The organism is Roseibium sp. (assembly GCF_965233565.1).
GTDB lineage: Bacteria > Pseudomonadota > Alphaproteobacteria > Rhizobiales > Stappiaceae > Roseibium.
Genome location: NZ_OZ247494.1, coordinates 5,763,475 through 5,780,787, shown reverse-complemented (window position 1 = coordinate 5,780,787; position 17,313 = coordinate 5,763,475). Strand labels below are relative to the sequence as shown.

At 56.8% G+C, this 17,313-nt stretch carries 23 protein-coding genes; 8 read left to right on the top strand and 15 right to left on the bottom strand.

The genetic code is table 11. The features are described 5' to 3' along the window. Positions 1 to 101 precede the first annotated feature (101 nt). The 3 genes from ACO6TG_RS26370 to rsmA are packed head-to-tail and all read left to right on the top strand — an operon-like array spanning position 102 to position 2,920. On the top strand, positions 102 to 1,022 hold the full coding sequence (locus tag ACO6TG_RS26370) for a SurA N-terminal domain-containing protein (protein ID WP_422375920.1): 921 nt from the start codon (positions 102 to 104) through the stop codon (positions 1,020 to 1,022). Positions 1,023 to 1,028: 6 nt separating this feature from the next. Next, complete coding sequence (pdxA, locus tag ACO6TG_RS26365) at positions 1,029 to 2,048, top strand: 4-hydroxythreonine-4-phosphate dehydrogenase PdxA (protein ID WP_422375919.1); 1,020 nt, start codon at positions 1,029 to 1,031, stop codon at positions 2,046 to 2,048. An 11-nt stretch (positions 2,049 to 2,059) separates the two neighbouring features. Next, positions 2,060 to 2,920, top strand: coding sequence for a 16S rRNA (adenine(1518)-N(6)/adenine(1519)-N(6))-dimethyltransferase RsmA (rsmA, locus tag ACO6TG_RS26360; protein ID WP_422375918.1), 861 nt, complete (start codon positions 2,060 to 2,062; stop codon positions 2,918 to 2,920). Here the strand turns inward: rsmA and ACO6TG_RS26355 are convergent. After that, on the bottom strand, positions 2,889 to 3,107 hold the full coding sequence (locus ACO6TG_RS26355; protein ID WP_422375917.1) for a hypothetical protein: 219 nt from the start codon (positions 3,105 to 3,107) through the stop codon (positions 2,889 to 2,891). The genes rsmA and ACO6TG_RS26355 overlap by 32 nt on opposite strands. 83 nt (positions 3,108 to 3,190) lie before the next feature. Here ACO6TG_RS26355 and ACO6TG_RS26350 point away from each other — a divergent pair, with 83 nt between their 5' ends. Together ACO6TG_RS26350 and ACO6TG_RS26345 are read left to right on the top strand one after the other, a co-directional pair. Then, positions 3,191 to 4,093 carry a LysR family transcriptional regulator gene (locus ACO6TG_RS26350; RefSeq protein WP_422375916.1) on the top strand — a complete coding sequence of 301 codons (903 nt, stop codon included), beginning with the start codon at positions 3,191 to 3,193 and terminating at the stop codon, positions 4,091 to 4,093. 157 nt (positions 4,094 to 4,250) lie between these two features. Beyond that, positions 4,251 to 4,949, top strand: a complete 699-nt coding sequence (locus ACO6TG_RS26345; protein WP_422375915.1) for a hypothetical protein — start codon at positions 4,251 to 4,253, stop codon at positions 4,947 to 4,949. A 240-nt stretch (positions 4,950 to 5,189) separates the two neighbouring features. Here the strand turns inward: ACO6TG_RS26345 and ACO6TG_RS26340 are convergent, their stop codons facing one another. Then, positions 5,190 to 5,432: a hypothetical protein gene (locus ACO6TG_RS26340; RefSeq protein WP_422375914.1), complete on the bottom strand. Its 243-nt coding sequence runs from the start codon at positions 5,430 to 5,432 to the stop codon at positions 5,190 to 5,192. A gap of 335 nt (positions 5,433 to 5,767) precedes the next feature. Here ACO6TG_RS26340 and ACO6TG_RS26335 point away from each other — a divergent pair, with 335 nt between their 5' ends. After that, entirely contained in the window at positions 5,768 to 6,127 is a 360-nt protein-coding gene (locus tag ACO6TG_RS26335) for a hypothetical protein (RefSeq protein WP_422375913.1), read from the top strand. Positions 6,128 to 6,136: 9 nt separating this feature from the next. Here ACO6TG_RS26335 and ACO6TG_RS26330 read toward each other — a convergent pair whose 3' ends face one another. The 13 genes from ACO6TG_RS26330 to fabD all read right to left on the bottom strand — a co-directional run bounded on the left by ACO6TG_RS26330 (position 6,137) and on the right by fabD (position 16,055). Continuing rightward, positions 6,137 to 6,313 carry a hypothetical protein gene (locus tag ACO6TG_RS26330; RefSeq protein WP_422375912.1) on the bottom strand — a complete coding sequence of 59 codons (177 nt, stop codon included), beginning with the start codon at positions 6,311 to 6,313 and terminating at the stop codon, positions 6,137 to 6,139. A 459-nt stretch (positions 6,314 to 6,772) separates the two neighbouring features. Continuing rightward, entirely contained in the window at positions 6,773 to 7,156 is a 384-nt protein-coding gene (locus ACO6TG_RS26325) for an ion channel (protein WP_422375911.1), read from the bottom strand. A gap of 376 nt (positions 7,157 to 7,532) precedes the next feature. After that, positions 7,533 to 8,045 carry a hypothetical protein gene (locus ACO6TG_RS26320; protein WP_422375910.1) on the bottom strand — a complete coding sequence of 171 codons (513 nt, stop codon included), beginning with the start codon at positions 8,043 to 8,045 and terminating at the stop codon, positions 7,533 to 7,535. Positions 8,046 to 8,063: 18 nt separating this feature from the next. Beyond that, positions 8,064 to 8,237, bottom strand: a complete 174-nt coding sequence (locus tag ACO6TG_RS26315; protein WP_422375909.1) for a hypothetical protein — start codon at positions 8,235 to 8,237, stop codon at positions 8,064 to 8,066. Positions 8,238 to 8,337: 100 nt separating this feature from the next. Continuing rightward, positions 8,338 to 8,805, bottom strand: a complete 468-nt coding sequence (locus ACO6TG_RS26310) for a hypothetical protein (RefSeq protein ID WP_422375908.1) — start codon at positions 8,803 to 8,805, stop codon at positions 8,338 to 8,340. A 19-nt stretch (positions 8,806 to 8,824) separates the two neighbouring features. Continuing rightward, positions 8,825 to 9,319: a recombinase family protein gene (locus ACO6TG_RS26305; RefSeq protein ID WP_422375907.1), complete on the bottom strand. Its 495-nt coding sequence runs from the start codon at positions 9,317 to 9,319 to the stop codon at positions 8,825 to 8,827. A gap of 257 nt (positions 9,320 to 9,576) precedes the next feature. Next, positions 9,577 to 10,284, bottom strand: a complete 708-nt coding sequence (gmk, locus tag ACO6TG_RS26300) for a guanylate kinase (RefSeq protein WP_094070285.1) — start codon at positions 10,282 to 10,284, stop codon at positions 9,577 to 9,579. A 5-nt stretch (positions 10,285 to 10,289) separates the two neighbouring features. Next, a complete protein-coding gene (locus tag ACO6TG_RS26295; protein ID WP_422375906.1) occupies positions 10,290 to 11,183 on the bottom strand; it encodes a YicC/YloC family endoribonuclease in 894 nt (297 codons plus the stop codon). Between the two features lie 42 nt (positions 11,184 to 11,225). Continuing rightward, the gene (gene mltG / locus ACO6TG_RS26290; RefSeq protein WP_422375905.1) at positions 11,226 to 12,356 is read right to left on the bottom strand and encodes an endolytic transglycosylase MltG; all 1,131 of its coding nucleotides are present in this window, start codon (positions 12,354 to 12,356) and stop codon (positions 11,226 to 11,228) included. Between the two features lie 122 nt (positions 12,357 to 12,478). Further along, entirely contained in the window at positions 12,479 to 13,744 is a 1,266-nt protein-coding gene (gene fabF, locus ACO6TG_RS26285; protein ID WP_422375904.1) for a beta-ketoacyl-ACP synthase II, read from the bottom strand. An 89-nt stretch (positions 13,745 to 13,833) separates the two neighbouring features. Further along, positions 13,834 to 14,067, bottom strand: coding sequence for an acyl carrier protein (locus ACO6TG_RS26280; RefSeq protein WP_008194310.1), 234 nt, complete (start codon positions 14,065 to 14,067; stop codon positions 13,834 to 13,836). A 240-nt stretch (positions 14,068 to 14,307) separates the two neighbouring features. Next, positions 14,308 to 15,045: a 3-oxoacyl-[acyl-carrier-protein] reductase gene (fabG, locus tag ACO6TG_RS26275; protein ID WP_094070281.1), complete on the bottom strand. Its 738-nt coding sequence runs from the start codon at positions 15,043 to 15,045 to the stop codon at positions 14,308 to 14,310. Positions 15,046 to 15,110: 65 nt separating this feature from the next. Then, the gene (fabD, locus tag ACO6TG_RS26270) at positions 15,111 to 16,055 is read right to left on the bottom strand and encodes an ACP S-malonyltransferase (protein WP_422375903.1); all 945 of its coding nucleotides are present in this window, start codon (positions 16,053 to 16,055) and stop codon (positions 15,111 to 15,113) included. Positions 16,056 to 16,593: 538 nt separating this feature from the next. On the opposite strand from fabD, the gene rpsF reads away from it, so the two are divergent. Next, positions 16,594 to 17,004, top strand: a complete 411-nt coding sequence (gene rpsF / locus ACO6TG_RS26265) for a 30S ribosomal protein S6 (protein ID WP_094070279.1) — start codon at positions 16,594 to 16,596, stop codon at positions 17,002 to 17,004. A 6-nt stretch (positions 17,005 to 17,010) separates the two neighbouring features. Beyond that, positions 17,011 to 17,259 (top strand): 30S ribosomal protein S18, encoded by a 249-nt coding sequence (rpsR, locus tag ACO6TG_RS26260; RefSeq protein WP_094070278.1) that lies wholly within the window; start codon positions 17,011 to 17,013, stop codon positions 17,257 to 17,259. The last annotated feature ends 54 nt before the right edge of the window (positions 17,260 to 17,313 follow it).

The following is a 17,313-nucleotide window of genomic DNA, read 5'->3' as shown; positions in this document are numbered from 1 at the left end:
CATCATGCGGGCAAACTTTGAAATTGTTGGCATGATGTGCGAAATATCATGCCCAAAACACGAACTTCGGTTTGGCCTCACGCCAGCACGGATGGTTATCAATGCGACTTCGCCTCGTCCCTGTCCTCTTTTGCCTCGCGCTCATTCTGCCCGCGCCCTTCTCTGCGCCGGCGCATGCGGCCATCAGGGTCATCGTCAATGACGTGCCCATCACCGACTACGACATCAGTCAACGGGCCCGCCTCATCACGCTGACCCAGCGAAAATCCGCGTCTGCCGCCAAGAAACAGGCCAAGGAAGAACTGATCGATGATCAGGTCAAACTCGGCGAAGCCACCCGGATGGGTGTCGACATCAGCCAGTCCGAGGTCGACAACGCCTATGCCAATATTGCGCGCAACGTGAAAATGTCGCCGGCACAGCTGAACAAGGCCCTGCGCAGCGGCGGTGTGAAACCGGATACACTCAAGGCCCGGCTGAAAGCACAATTGGCCTGGAGCCGGATTGTCCGCTCCCGCTTCAGCGGCAACATCGACGTCAACGAGTCCGACATCATCGCGGCTTTGAAAAAGACCGACGAAGAAGACCGCAAAAAGTCCGTCGAATACGACCTGAAACGCATCATTGTGGTCGTGCCGAAAAGCTCGTCCGGCGGCTTCAAGTCGAAACGCAAGCGCGAGAGCAACCAGATCAGGTCCGCTTTCAACGACTGTGAAAACCCTGGGGCGGTTCTCGGCAAGTACAGCGAAGTGGTGGTGCAGCCGATCGGGCGCCGCCTGGAAACCGAACTGCCGGCAAGCATGCGTGACGAGATCAGCGCCCTGCAGCCGGGCAAGCTGACGAAACCGTCGACCACGCCCGTCGGGTTCGAGATGATTGCGGTTTGCGGCAAACGGGAGATTGCCTCCGACATTGCCGTTCGCACGGAGCTGGAAAACGAATTGCGGGCCAAGGAAGGCGAAAACCGGTCTCGCCGCTATCTGATGGAAATTCGCCGCCGCGCGACCATCATCTATCGCTGATCGCAGATGGCAAGATCACAAGAGACGCTTGCCGTCAGCATGGGCGAACCGGCCGGGATTGGGCCGGACCTGGCGCTGCTTGCCTGGGCCAACCGGAAAAACCTGAAACTGCCTGGCTTTTACGTGCGCGGCGATGTCGAGCTGTTCCGGCAAAGATCGGCCAGACTGGGCATGGACGTTCCGGTTGAGGCGGCAACGCCCGAAGAGGCCGCCGGCCTCTTTTCCCGGGCCCTCCCCCTTGTGCAGACCGGACCGGCGCTGGAAGACCGGCCCGGAGAAGAACAGGCGGCGACCGCACAATCTGTCGTTTCAGCCATTGAAGGCTGTGTCGACGATGTCCGGAAGGGTCTCGCCAGCAGTCTTGTCACCTGCCCGATCAACAAGTCGGCACTCTACAAGACCGGATTTTCCTTTCCCGGACACACGGAATATCTCGGTGCCCTGGCAGAAAAGAACTGGCCAAACGCTCCAGCCCGGCCCGTCATGATGATCGCAGGGCCGGATCTGATGGTCGTGCCGGTGACCATCCATATTCCGCTGAAGGACGTGCCGGAGACGCTGACCACCGAACTGATCGTGGAGACGGCGGAAATCACAGCGGCCGACCTCAAGACAAGATTCGGCTTTACGGCTCCAAGGCTTGCGATCTGCGGCCTGAACCCGCATGCGGGCGAAAACGGCTCCATGGGAACCGAGGACAGGGATGTCATCGCCCCCGCCATCGAACAGCTGCGCGCCAAGGGCATAGACGCGAGCGGCCCGCATCCGGCCGACACCCTGTTCCACCCGCCTGCCCGCACCGGGTATGACTGTGCGCTCGGCATGTATCACGACCAGGTTCTGGTGCCGGCCAAGACCATCGGCTTCGATGACAGCGTCAATGTCACCTTGGGCCTGCCCTTTGTGCGCACATCGCCCGACCACGGCACGGCCTACAGTCTGGCAGGCACCGGCCGGGTGCGCATCAACAGTTTTGCGGCCTCGTTGCGCATGGCCGATGCGCTGGCCCATCCCGAACGGTTCTAGGACGAGACCCGATGGCACAGATCGACGATCTTCCGCCGCTGCGTGACGTGATCGCGGCCCATGGCCTCAATGCCAAGAAATCGCTCGGCCAGAATTTTCTGCTGGATCTCAACCTGACCTCGCGCATTGCCCGCTCCGCCGGGTCCCTGGAGGATTGCACGGTGCTGGAAATCGGCCCGGGCCCGGGCGGCCTGACCCGCGCGCTCCTTGCCGCCGGCGCCAGGAAGGTTGTTGCGATCGAAAAGGACAGCCGCTGCCTGCCCGCGCTTGGCGAGATCGCCGCGCATTATCCCGGCCGGCTGGAGGTGATCGAGGGCGATGCGCTGAAGATCGACCCGGTCGCCGTCACCGGCGGCGACAAGGTCCGGATCGCCGCCAACCTGCCCTATAATGTCGGCACCCAGCTTTTGATCAACTGGATCACCACGGAGGCCTGGCCACCATTCTGGTCGTCTCTGACCCTGATGTTCCAGAAGGAAGTCGGCGAGCGCATCAGCGCGGAACCGGGGTCCAAGGCCTATGGCCGGCTCGGCGTGCTGGCCGGCTGGCGCTGCAAGGGCGGCATCCTGTTCGATATCAGCCCCAAGGCCTTCACACCGCCGCCCAAGGTCACGTCGGCGGTGGTGCACCTGACACCCAACACGTCCCCCCTTCCCTGCGATCTGAAAGCGCTGGAACGGGTCACGGCGGCGGCCTTCGGCCAGCGGCGCAAGATGCTGCGTGCCTCGCTCAAGGCGCTGTCGCCGGATGCAGAACAGCTGATCGAGGCGGCCGGTCTGAAACCGACCGCGCGCGCGGAGGAGATCGACATTGCCGGCTTCGTTGCGCTGGCGAACAATTTCACGACCGCCGGGGCTGCCGCGAAGGACTAGAAACGGTCGGAAACGCCTTGTTGCGGCAACCACCCCTGGCAACGGCCTTGCGGTTGTCCGGGTCATCCAGTCCGAGGTCACGCGCCATCCAGTCGGGTGCATCGGATACTCCGGTTGCCACGTTGTTTTGAATTTGATGGGTCGTCCGCTTGTTGCGCAGGCGGGACAGCAGCCAGGTCACGATCATGTCAAACCTCATTTGTGATGGCCGAACCATGACAGACCCGTTTTCCTATGTAACTGAATAATGCCGCATGCTATCATTCATTTATGAATAATAGCGATTTCGACTGGGATGCGGTCCGGGTGTTTCTTGCGGTCGCCGAACACCAGAGCCTCAGCCAGGCTGCCGACACGCTTTCGCTGTCACAGCCGACCGTCGGCCGGCATGTGGCCCGGCTGGAAGACCAGCTGGACGTGCAGCTTTTCGACCGGCGCCAGACCGGCTACGAATTGACCGGTGCCGGCCGGCGTCTCGTCAAGGTGGCACGAACGATGGCCCGCAGCGCGGCGGATTTCGGCCGCGCGGTTGACCTGGAAAAGGTCGATGCACCCGAACAGGTCTGCCGGATCACGCTTGGCGAATGGGGCCAGCAGTTTCTGACCCTCCGGGTGGAGGAGATCACGAAGGGCCTCGACAGGGTCCGCCTGGAATTCTATGCAGATGATGCCTTCTGGGACCTCAGCCGCAATGCCGCCGACATTGCGATCGGCAACCGTCCGCCCAAACACCCGCACCTGATTGCCCAGAAGCTGGGGGACATCGCCTTTCATGTCTATGCCGCGGAGAACTACCTGGAGGCCCATCCGGATGCCGCTGATCCCCTCACCTGGCCCGACCAGGTCTGGGCCGGCTATTGCGGCAGCCGCGCCCGCCTCAAATCATCCCAACTGCAGAACGAAATCCTGAAGGGCCGGCCCTGCCGATATGCGGTCAACAACTCCATTGCCCTCTACAACGTCCTGAAAGGCGGCTATGCCATGGGCGTTCTGCCAGACTGGATCGGCCAGTCCAAAGGACTGCAACGCCTCACCGATGCTCCCCTTGCCGTCAACGACGCCTGGATGAGCTTCCACGAACGCCTGCGCCTCCACCCGACCCTGGTGGCGGTCAAGGACCGGATCGTGGGGCTCTACCGGCAGCGGTTTGCTGAGGTTGCGGGGTGTGGTTGAGGTGAGCGCAAGGGGGTATGGAGAGGATGGCTCCTCAATAATCACGATAGATTTCAAGTTTTTATTGGCGCGACCAGAGGCTGAGCTCAAGCACCTTTCGAATATACTGGGGTATTCTGAGCATAATAACTGCCGCAGTTGAACGATGGACAATGTGATGCAATTCATCATTTTCTTGGCAACATTTTGTTTATTGTTCTGTACGCAAGCACTCGCTACTGGCGATTTTGTAATTTGTTTTGACCCTGCACAGAATGCCTGTTCCCCTCCGATTGGGGCAGGTTACCGACATGAAAATCGTGATGAAATGCGATTTTGGGGGAAAAGAACCTGTCAAATCAAATATCCAAGTCACACTAAGTCCGGGGCAGCTTGGCGCGTTATCACGGGCTCTGAATTCCAAATTCAAAGCTTTCGTCAAAAAAACTGCAGAACAATTTGGCCTTACGAGGGCATTGCTCTCGGAAAACCGTTTAGGAACTATGACATTTCGGGCGTTTGGCAAACTGATAACAGTGGCGTCTCTGAATTAAGATGCTTTCATGAACTCCATTTGGAAGACAACAACTCAGGAGGGTTTAAGGGAACTGACACCTGGAACTGTCGTATATATATGTATGGAAGCGGCACCTATGAGCCAGGCGGCAGATGCCATGCCGTCTCAATTCAGTTTCCGGTTACCGTCAATGGAAAAGGACCAAAGTATCAATTCACCAAGTCAGGGGGACTGCCAGGAGTTTCTTGTCTCCTTGGGGACATGTGGCCAGATGTTTCAAAAACTATTGCAGGAACACTTGAATTGAAGAACGGAAAGCTTCACTTTGGAGATCAAATTTATCACAAGTCTCCCAAATAGGATGCTGTTTGCGTGAAACGCTCCTTATGAGTCACGATTGTTTCTCTTAATCTTTTCGAAAAACTCCTGATTGTTTGGGTCCGAAAAGCCGAATTCCACACAGCCGCTGTTGTGCCACTCGCACTCCCAGTCGACATACTCTTTGCCAACGAAGATTTTGGCGTGGTTCCTTAGTCGATCGATATCTTCATCGTCGCAAGGAATGCGAACTTTGAAAGGAAAATCCGACAATCCGCTCCCTTATAAGTTAAGCAGTTTTTGCACAACAAACCCTGTGGCTTCGTCGTGCTGCACTTCGTAAACACCATCAAGCGCCCGCAGATGAACAACACCGTCACGGATGTTTTCACCCTCTTCAAAAACAATCCCAGCCTCTTGAAAATGCGGGATAGTTTTGTCACCGGGTCGGAGGAGGAAGAATCTCACTCCTGACGGGTGAATGAGAATTGATGCATCATCGGTAAACCGAATAAGTTTCTTCAAAAGTTGAGCTCCTTTGTTTACGGGTTGAAAATCAGAAGCCATGCGAACATGACAACATTCGCGCCCAAGCCAATCAAAATTGCTATGGCGTCAAGATGTTCCAGCATGCTCGGCTCCTTACTTCTCTATCGATTTTCCAAGTCAAACCTGACCTTTTCCGGATGGAACCGGACCCGCCACACAATTCGCAAGAGGGCAAAGGTGTAGATCGGCAGCAGGATCGCCAAAGCTATTTGGACCCCTTCCCACATAATCCGGCTCCTTCATCTATTTGCGATTTTACAATTTAGATCGTAGGTTGAACAAATTCACCACGACACCAAAGGATATTATCAATGCTTAAACTACAGATCTCGATATTATTTTTGGCGGTTACATTTGGTCAAAGTGCATACGCTCAAAAGGCTCCGGATTTTGAAATTCCCTTTATTGTTGAAGTAAAAGGTGACAGTCAAACAACTGAGCGGATTTATGACGACCAAACAGGCGAAACCTACTTTGCAAAAATCTGCGCGGTGAGCATCCCAAGTCCCGACAAAGTTGATTTCAAAGTTATTTACGGCAAAAAGAATTTCGTTTTACACCCTGGTGACTGCCACGCGTTTCGAAGAACTGGAAGTATCTCGATATTTGTAAATAACTCTTCCGGTAAAACACTCAGCTTTAAAGGAAATTTGGAACTAACTTTCAATTAAATTCGCTCCTTATGAGTCACGGTTGAAAAACGGAACAGTCAAAGCTTGGCGCACCTGCTCTTTCATGCTGTCATCATCGAGAGGCGCGTTGCCATACGCATAAGCAATTCGCTGCTCGGCGAATTCTTCAGCGGTCATCTTGTAATCTCTCACCTGATCAACTAGGGCCGCGAGCTTGTCCGACATGTCCGCTCCTTATGAGTCACAGTTAAATTGGTCGCAACGTTCGAGCGCAATCCGAACAACGTGAGGCATTAGCCCTCCGAGCCGTGTGAACAGTTGGTTGTCCGTACATCGGCGTTGCTGGCTCCGTTCAATTCGTTTCTTGGTGACTAATACGGTTTTTTACAAATCGCCCAACAACGCCACCGAAAAAATGGACACCAGAGCAATCATTGGAGACCCCACGAACAAAAACAAAAATACAATCACGCCGCCGACCCCGGCCGCCTGCGACCCGAAAAACATTGCCCAGTAGAAGAAAATCAACAGAAGCAAAAATAGAAAGAAAATAGGAATCGAAACATATGTCAAAATCTTTGCAATAACCCCACCTTTTTCCTTCGAGTTGATACCTATCAAAAATCAAAATATTAAAAATGTTACCATTGTTATTATAGGTATATATATTTTCATCAGCGCTCCTTATGAGTCTCGCTTGTTTCGCAAGCCGAATGAATAAGTGAACAAGCCAAACAACAGCGCCGTTGAATACATACCTACTAACGCTTGAACTGCGGCAAAGATTTTTACGCTCTGCGTCGGCTGCCAATCCCCATAACCCAATGTGGTCCACGTCACTATAGAGAAGTAAAACGTATCGTACTTGTCATGCGTTATTTTGGCCACTTCCAAGCCTGTTTCAGCATCAAGAACCGTGCCGTCAACCAAACCGTAAAAAGAATAGATATTTGCAAATATAACAATAGCAAATAAGAACAGAAACATAGAATCCAAAACAAGCACCAACGGCTCATCAAGGTTTAAGAAAATCAACACAACAGTAATAACACTTATGAAAGCCAGCATGATGTAGTTAAACCATAAATATTCTAACTTTATACCCTCGCCTGTAAAATATCCGTGCAATAAAATGAAGTTAAAAAAGGTAAAATTAAGAAATGAAAAAATTTTCTTTTCTTTTTTCTGGTTCTTTCTTCCATCTGGGCACCTCATAAATCGCTATTGAAATTTGTTCGCTCCTTATGAATCCCGATCTTTTAGAAAGAAACAGCGAACAACCCGGCTATTGCCGTTACTGTCACAACCGCGAACGTGGGCTTTTTCAAATAGGTCAGGCGCTCGTTCCATCGCGTTGCAAACTGCTGTCATTGCATCAAGGGGATGCCCCTTCTCAACCCAGAGAAATGACAACGCCGCATTACCCTCTTTACTGCACTGCAAATTATTGAGAACTATTTGGATCAATCAAAATCACTGGCATTTCCGGACCCAGCGGCTCGGTCCAAGGAATTTCCAGACCCAGCGGTTCGGTCCATAGCATCGGCGAACACTCAAGACGCCCACCCCGTATGACGCAATTCATAAGCACGCCATCGAGAGGATGGCTAGGTATGTCAATATGTTTTTTTGGCAGGAGACTCTTTGAGCTTTCGTTGTAGGGGTTTAAAGAATTTTTAAGAAACAAATCTACAATTTTAAATATTTGGTCTTCGTCATAGTGAATTATTGATTCCTGATTACTGACCTTTTCATCCTTACTCGAAAGGCAATTAATTAGTTTTTTTGTAACTTTATCCTCTTCATCACTTTCCAACACCTTAAATTTCTTACTTTCCAAAGTAAAAACATAGGTCTTCGCCTCTGCAAGGCATTCTAAATTTGAAGCAAAACCTATGCTAATCCATAGAGACGAGAAAATATAGAAACTCAAAAAAATTGAGACACTCTTCAACATAATAATTCCTCCCTTGTTTCAGAAACATTTTCCCAAAGGCTTCTTCAGCTCGACTTCCAGCCAGGCTGCTGCATCGTCGTCGGTCATGTCTTTCGGCGCTGGCGGTTCAAGCACCGATCCAACCGGCAGATAGACCGTCTTACCGTCTATAATATGGCGTTCCATCATCGGTCCCGCCTTCTCGGCTGGCATGGTCCGCTCCTTGTGAGTCACAGTTAAATTTGGCTCAGCGCGACCGGAGGGGGCAATCCTTCGGCACTATCTTATCCTTGCGGACCGCTGAATTCGTTCTTCAGTTTAGTGGGGTGCAAGCTATGAAGTTATGATCAACCCGAACACCGGTCATAACCCAAGTGCGTCCGTCATCTGAATGGCTAGAATTTGGGGGGCACCCAATCATTTTGTCCGGTTTTTGGTTTTGCCCATCTTTCCCACTAAAGATTTTTTCCAAACGCATATCGATTTGTGGCCCTTTACCGCAAAGTAGATCATGACCGGACGCCTCATAGTCTATGGCGTACCAATCAATAGGGCACGAATGCTGTAAATTTCTTTGAGTTGCCCCGTCCCGGTCCCATTTTCGACTGTGTTGAGAAGGCATGGGGATACAAGAAAAAAGATCTTTTTGGACATGGATACCGGTCATCGCCCAACCTGCACCGCAAGTGCCGCTCTTAACCACATCAGCAGAAGATGCGCCGCTCAGCAAAATTAGTGTCAGCAACATCAATCCAATTCTAGAAATAGAGAGAGTATTCATTAGGCGCATTTCAAAATCCTCATTTTTCGTCGTCCGCTGCCAGCTTAGCCAGCGCCTCTTTGCGTTCGCGTTCTAAGTGTCGCCGTAAAGTTGCAACCGCATAACCATACTTCTTATGCAGGCCGCGCCAAGTCATTGTTGGGTCCGCAATGTCTTTTAGAAGCGCCTTAAGCTGCTTCGGGTCTTCTTTTTCGAGCCGCTGAACCAGCGTTTGCGGTCCAGGATGCCAACCGCGCTTACGAGCTGCGTCCATCCCCGCCCTAGTTCGCTCTGCCGTCAGATCCCGTTCAAGCTGCGCCAGTGACGCCAACAGGTGAAACATGAAGTTTCCCATGGCCGTGCGCGTGTCGATCTGGTCATTCAGGCTGACGAAATTCACGTCTCGTTTCTTCAGCATCGCCATGAATGAATTCAATTCGCCGACACCGTGGTCCAGCCGGTCCAGCTTCCAAACGACAAGCGTGTCACCCGGCGCCAGGCTCTTTTTCAACCACTCCAATTGCTGGCGCTTCACGCCGTATGCCGACCGTTTTTCCTTGAAAACGTACGTATGGCATCGACGCCAGTCTTCACTTCGACGGTTGCTGCTTCACGCCTTACGAAGAATGGGAGGCACTATGTCTGCGCTCCCTCACGCCTGAGGAGCGTGAGATCCGTGGCAACAATATACCGTCCGCTAAGCGTAAACCGCTAGCACCGCGCGCGACAGCAACTGCCAAAGAGGGGCAGCCTTGCCTATACAGGCAGGTCCCTCAGCTCAGCCCTCGCCCCTCACCCCGCGCCGCCGAGTTCCGCTTCCAGGTCATCCACCATGCCCTGAATGAGCGGGCCGATCTTCGGTGAGCGGTATTGCTTGAGGCGTTCGGCGCGCAGGATGGCGCGGACGTTTTCATAGGCCCGTTCCAGGTCGTCATTGACGACCACATAATCGTATTTTTCCCAGTGGCGCATTTCGCCGACGGCAGTCTTCATGCGCTTGGCGATGACATCGTCGGTGTCTTCCGCGCGGCGTTTCAAGCGGGATTTCATCTCCGCAATCGACGGCGGCAGGATGAAGATGGAAACGACGTCGGAGCGCATCTTCTCGTAGAGCTGGAACGTGCCCTGGATATCGATGTCGAACAGGATGTCGCGGCCGTTCTCGATCGCGTTCTCGACCGGCCCGCGCGGCGTCGCATAGTAGTTGCCGTGCACTTCCGCCCATTCCAGGAGCTCGTCATGCTCGCGCATCTGTTCAAAGCGGCCTGGATCGAGGAAGTGGTAATGGACACCGTCCACCTCGCTGGACCGGCGCGGCCGAGTCGTGACGGAGATCGACAGGGCGAGATTGTCTTCCTTGTCCAGAAGCAGCCGCGCAATGGTCGACTTGCCCGCACCCGAAGGCGACGACAGGACCAGCATCAGCCCGCGGCGCTGCTGTTCGGCCTCTTCCGCGCTGACGGTGGTTCCAGACGGCGTTCCGGCGGGGGCGTCGGTCATGGGGCTTACTCCAGATTCTGTATCTGCTCACGCATTTGATCGATAACGGCTTTCAAGTCCAGCCCGATGGCCGTCAGATCCACGTCATTCGACTTGGAGCACAGTGTATTGGCTTCCCGGTTAAATTCCTGTGCCAGGAAATCGAGACGCCGGCCGATTGCGCCGCCGCTGTCCATCAGATCGCGGACGGCGGCCACATGCGCCTGCAGCCGGTCGAGCTCTTCGCGGATATCGGCCTTGGTCGCCAGCAGAACCGCCTCCTGGTGGAGGCGCTGCGGGTCCAGCTGGCCGTCGGAGGCATCCATCAGCTCGGCGACCTGTTTCTTCAGTCGGGCCTTGATCGCCTCGGGCTTGCGGGCCGGCAGGCCTTCCGCGGCCTGGGTCAGTTCCGCGATCCGGTCGATCTGACCGCGCACAACCGTGCTGATCGCGTGACCTTCCGTGTGGCGCATGTCGACCAGGTCGATCAGGGCGCCATCGAGCGAGGTCAGCAGCGCCTTGTGAAGCGCAGCCTGGGCAGCTTCGTCGTCCTCGGGCTCCTTCAGGTCGAAGACACCCTTCTGGGACAGAATGCCATCGAGCGACGGTGGCGCCAGGTCCGGCACACGTTGTTTCAGAAGATCGATGGTCGACAGAACGGCCTCAAGCGCCGCTTCGTTGACCTGCAGCTGCTGCGCCGACTGGTCGCGTTGCATGGCAAGGCCAATGGACACGTTGCCGCGGCGCAGCACCTTGCTGCAGCGCTCGCGGATCTTCGGTTCCAGGGTTTCCAGCCCGGCCGGAATGCGAATGCGCAGGTCCAGCGACTTGCCGTTGACGGATCTGAGTTCCCAGGTCCAGCGTACGGGACCCGCTTCCCCGATCGCCCGCGCGAACCCTGTCATGCTGGCAAGTGCCATCTGCCCCTCCGGTTTTCCGTCCGGCGCCTGCCGCGCACGCGGTCAGTTCGACGTTGCCGGCTGCGTTTCCTGGTTTTGCTGTTGCTGCCGGCGTTCCCGTTCGATCTTGCGCCACTTGCGCACATTCGCCTGGTGCTGCTCATAGGTCTCGGCAAAAATGTGCCCGCCGGTACCGTCCGCCACAAAGAAGAGGTCCAGCGTGCGCGACGGGTTGGCGACCGCTTCCATGGCCGCCCGGCCCGGATTGCCGATCGGTCCCGGCGGCAGGCCGTCGATCTGATAGGTGTTGTAGTTGTTTTCCGCCTTCAGCTCGGACTGCTTGATGGCCGACCGGTCCTTGAGCCAGGCCTCACCGCCGTAAAGGCCGTAGAGGATCGTGGGATCCGACTGCAGGCGCATGTTCTTGTTGAGCCGGTTGACGAAGACGCCGGCAACGCGCGGGCGTTCATCGGCCAATGCGGTTTCCTTCTCGACGATCGACGCCAGGATCACCAGCTCCTCAGGCGAGTTGACCGGCAGATCGCTGGTCCGCCGCTCCCAGATCTCGGCAAGCAGCTTGTCCTGCGCCGCCTTCATCTGGTCGAGCACGCCCTGACGGGTCATGCCGCGTGCAAAGGTGTAGGTTTCGGGCAGCAGGGCGCCCTCGCCCGGCACATCCGTGATCTCACCGACCAGAACCGGATGTTTGCGCACACGATCGATGATCTGGGCGGTGGTCCAGCCTTCCGGAATGGTGACGGAATGCGTGACCGCGTTGCCTTCCACGAGGTCGGTCATGACCTGGTGCATGGAGACACCCGGTGCAAAGGCGTATTCGCCGGCTTTCAGATTGGTGGCATTCTTGTAGAAGCGGATGCCGAGGTTGAAGATCCACTCGTCAATCATGCTGTCGTCGATAACGCCCTGGCCGGCGAGACGGTCGGTGATCCCCGACAGGCCGGATCCGGAAGAGATCACAACCGTCGCGTCCGCCGCAAGCGGGCCGGCTTCCTCGAACTTCTTCTTGCCGAAGTAGAGTGCGCCGCCCACGGTCGCCAGACCGAAGACGGCCAGCGTGATCACAAGGTTGATCAGGATGACCAGCGGGTTGCGCACATGGCGGGAGCGCTGCGGCGGTGCCGGTGCCTGCTCCGGCTGCAAGGCTTCGCGCGGGCTTTTCGGCTTAATGCGCATATCGGTTCGCACCTCCAGGTTCGAGCCGCTTCTTTACCGATATTGGCTCGAACACACCAGTTGTCACAAAAGAAATCGCACCGGACCGAGAGAATCGGTCCGGTGCGGCAAATGTGAAGGGGTTATGCGGCAACTTTACGGAAGACAAGCGAGGCATTGGTGCCGCCGAACCCAAAGGAATTGGAAAGGGCGACATTGATGTCCAGCTTCTTCGGCTTGTGCGGCACCAGATCGATTTCCGTTTCCACGGAAGGATTGTCGAGATTGATCGTCGGCGGTGCCATGCTGTCGCGAATTGCGAGCACGGAGAAGATGGCCTCGACGGCGCCGGCAGCGCCCAGAAGGTGACCGATCGACGACTTGGTCGATGACATGGTCAGGCTCGAAGCGTGTTCTCCGGACAAACGCGTCACGGCACCCAGTTCAATCTCGTCTCCGAGCGGCGTCGATGTGCCATGGGCGTTGACGTAGTCCACATCGGCCGGCGTCACTTCTGCGCGCTTCAGCGCTGCTTCCATGCACCGGTAGGCACCATCACCATCGGAGGACGGCGCGGTGATGTGATAGGCGTCGCCGGACAGGCCATAGCCGATCACTTCGGCGTAGATTTTGGCGCCGCGGCGGACGGCATGTTCATATTCTTCCAGAACCACAACGCCGGCGCCCTCGCCCATCACGAAGCCGTCGCGGGCTACGTCATACGGGCGGGAACCGCGTTCCGGCTCATCGTTGAAAGCGGTGGACAGGGCGCGGCAAGCCGCAAATCCGGCCAGCGCCAGCCGGCAAACCGGCGATTCCGTACCACCGGCAACCATGACATCCGCGTCGCCGAAGGCGATCAGGCGGGACGCATCCCCGATGGCATGTGCCCCAGTGGAACAGGCGGTCACAACGGCGTGGTTGGGGCCCTTCAGGCCGTGCCGGATCGACACGTAGCCGCCGGCAAGGTTGATCAGGCGACCGGGAATGAAGAACGGCGAGACACGGCGCGGGCCCTTTTCAGCGAGCAGATGCGCGCCCTGTTCGATGCCCTGCAGACCACCGATGCCCGACCCGATCAGAACGCCGGAGCGCGCCTGCTGGTCGTAGGTTTCTGCCTTGTAGCCTGAATCGGCCATGGCCTGATCGGCAGCTGCCATCGCATAGACGATGAAGTCGTCGACCTTGCGCTGTTCCTTGACGTCCATCCAGTCATCCGGATTGAACGCTCCTTCAACGGACGGATCGCGGGGGATCTGGCAGGCGATTTGGCAGGCCAAATCGTCGACCTTGAAATTGGTGACCTTGTTGGCCCCGCTTTGTCCCTCAAGGATCTTTTTCCAAGTGACATCGACACCACAGCCAAGCGGCGTGACCATGCCCAACCCAGTTACGACAACTCGCCTCATACACCTGCACTTACGTTGGAAGGGCCGGGCGGGGATTTGACCCCGCCGGCCCGATCTTCAAATAGTTCTCAAGAAGGGCGACGGGGCCCTTACTTGTTGGCTTCGAGAAACTTGACAGCGTCGCCAACAGTCAGAATGGTTTCTGCTGCGGTGTCCGGGATTTCAACGCCGAATTCTTCTTCGAATGCCATGACCAGCTCAACGGTGTCGAGGCTGTCTGCGCCCAGGTCGTCGATGAAGCTGGCGCCTTCGACTACTTTCTCAGCGTCCACACCGAGGTGCTCAACAACGATCTTCTTTACCCGATCCGCGATATCGCTCATTTTTCACTTCCTTAGTTTTCTCTAATCATCTCACGCGAAACTGCCCCTGACCGTCCATTAGCAAGCGGCGGTGCGAAATCGCGGCCTAAACTTCCTCGCACCGTCTAACCGGAATCCCGGAGATCGGCGCAATTCGTAGCGATCGGCGGGTTGGTAACACACTTTGTTGACCTTTACCAGCCGGTCCAGACCGCTCTTGAGCGGCCCGGATTTTTTTTGCCTGCTCGGCGAAACTTCCTTTTAAATCATAGCCATGCCGCCATTGACGTGGAGGGTCTGCCCGGTCACGTAGGCAGCCTCGTCACTGGCGAGATAAAGAGCGGCCGAAGCGATCTCAGCGGAAGTGCCCAAACGCCCCGCGGGGACACTTGTCAAAATCGATTCTTTTTGCTTGTCGTTCAGCGCGTCGGTCATGGCCGTTTCAATGAATCCCGGCGCAATCGTGTTGACGGTGATATTGCGGCTGGCGACTTCCCGGGCGAGCGACTTGTACATGCCGATCATGCCCGCCTTGGCGGCGGCATAGTTCACCTGCCCCGGATTGCCGGTCACGCCGACGACGGAGGTGATGCCGACAATCCGGCCGGACCGGCGCTTCATCATGCCCTTGATGGCAGCGCGGCACAGACGGAAACCGGAGCTCAGGTTGACTTCGATCACCTGATCCCATTCCTCGTCCTTCATGCGCATGAAGATGTTGTCGCGGGTGATACCGGCATTGTTGACCAGGATGTCAACGGAGCCCATTTTTTCTTCCGCAGCCGGAAGCAGCCCATCCACGGCGTCGCGATCGGACAGGTTTGCCGGTGTGACGAAGGCGCGCTCGCCGAGATCTGCGGCAAGCGCTTCCAGTTTCTCAGCCCGCGTTCCGGACAAGGAAACGGTCGCGCCCTGCGCATGAAGCGCACGCGCGATGGCTTCACCGATCCCGCCCGTGGCGCCGGTGACAAGCGCGTTTTTCCCTTGCAAGCTGAACATATGGAATCCTTCCGTTGTTGAGGTCGGCCCGGTCGGGCCACGTCGGGTCCTGGGAGATATAAGCCTTAACCGGTGATCTTTTCCAGAAGCGCGTCGATATCTTCCGGTGTATTCACGGCCATGCCGGTGGCCTCCTTGGCAATCCGCTTGATCATGCCGGTCAGAACCTTGCCGGTTCCAACTTCCACGAACGTGTCGACGCCGTTTCCGGCAAGCCAGGTCACGCTCTCGCGCCAGCGCACGGTGCCGGTGACCTGTTCAACGAGACGGGCCCGGATTTCGTCCGGTTCGCTGATCGGCTGCGCCAGGACGTTGGCAACGAGCGGAACCTTCGGTGCGTTGATCTGGGCATTCGCCAGCGCTTCGGACATCTTGTCGGCGGCCGGCGCCATCAGGGCGCAATGGAACGGAGCGCTGACCGGCAGCATGACTGCCCTGCGCGCGCCCTTGGCCTTGGCGATTTCAATGGCACGCTCGACAGCCGCCAGATGACCGGACACCACGACCTGACCCGGCGCATTGTCGTTTGCCGCCTGGCAGACTTCCCCCTGGGCCGCAGCTTCCGCGACTTCAACGGCCGCCTCGAATTCGAGCCCGAGCAGTGCGGCCATGGCGCCCTGCCCGACCGGAACCGCATTTTGCATGGCATCGCCGCGCACACGCAGCAAACGTGCAGCCGTTCCGACATCCAGGCTGCCGGCAGCGGCCAGAGCCGAATATTCGCCGAGCGAATGCCCGGCGACGAAAGACACGCTGGCCGCAAGATCAAGACCGCGCGCCTCAAGCACGCGCATCGTCGCCAGGCTCACCGCCATCAGTGCTGGCTGGGCATTGGCCGTCAGCGTCAGGGCGTCTTCCGGCCCGGTCCACATGACATCGGACAGTTTCTGCCCGAGAGCCTCGTCGACTTCGTCGAAGACCGCCCGGGCCTCCGGAAACGCATCGGCGAGCCCCTTGCCCATGCCGACGCTCTGGCTGCCCTGTCCAGGGAATGTGAATGCGATGGTCATCTGGAAACGCCTCCGTAGACTCGTGCGCGGGCCCGATCTTAAGACTGGCATCAGGCCCATGGCTTTTTGAAAGCGGATAAGACAGCCCGGTCCGGACTGAAATCGAATGTTGGCGCGAGCCTATGATACGTCCGGGACCGTACTGTCAAGGCCCTGCACTCCCTCAATTCCGAGAATCGGGCGCTTTTCCGTGAATTCGGCCTGCATATCTGCCTTGCAGGATTGATTTGGCCAGGTTGAATGTGAAAAACGCCTGACGCAGGCAGGCCATTTCGGGTGAGAATTCCGCGTTAAGGCCAATTTTGCCGATTTCGCAGCGAAATGACAGCTCGGCACTTGCATTTTGCGCCCAACAGAGTATAGAGCGCGCTTCATCCGGGATTTGGCCGGGGGCTGAACGGAAGGGCGCAAGCCAGGATCTGTCAAACGATCCGACTTCCCGTGTCTCCGCTCTCGTTAGAATTCTCGTGCCTTTCAGAGGGCTACGAGGAGGCTCTGCGCCAGTCCCGCGTTGTCAACATGAGAAAGGCTTGTTTCCATGCCTCTTTACGAGCACGTATTCCTGGCTCGCCAGGACGTTTCGGCCCAGCAGGTCGAACAACTCGTCGAACAGTACAAGGGCCTCATCGAAGGCGCTGGCGGCACTGTCGGCAAGGTGGAAAACTGGGGTCTGCGCACCCTGGCTTACCGCATCAAGAAAAACCGCAAGGCTCACTACACCCTGATGAACATCGAAGCCCCGCATGCAGCGGTTGCCGAGATGGAGCGTCAGATGGGCCTCAGCGAAGACGTTCTGCGTTACATGACCTTCCGCGTCGATGAGCTCGAAGAAGAGCCGTCTGCAATGATGCAGAAGCGTGACCGCGACGACCGCCGTGGCGGTGGCCGTGGCGACCGCGGCGACCGTCCGGGTGGCAGCCGCCCTCCGCGCCGGGCTGAAGGGGAGTAAGAGATAATGGTTGATATCGCACAAATGCCGAGCCGCCGTCCGTTCTTCCGTCGCCGGAAGACCTGCCCGTTCTCCGGCTCCAACGCTCCGAAGATCGACTACAAGGACATCCGTCTGCTGCAGCGCTACATTTCCGAGCGCGGCAAGATCGTCCCGAGCCGCATCACCGCGGTCTCCGCGAAGAAGCAGCGTGAACTGGCCCGCGCCATCAAGCGCGCCCGCCTGCTCGGCCTGCTGCCTTTCGTGATCAGCTAAGCCCTCCTCTTTCGAGGGCCATTTCTCCCGGGCCAGCCCGGGAGACCCGGATTG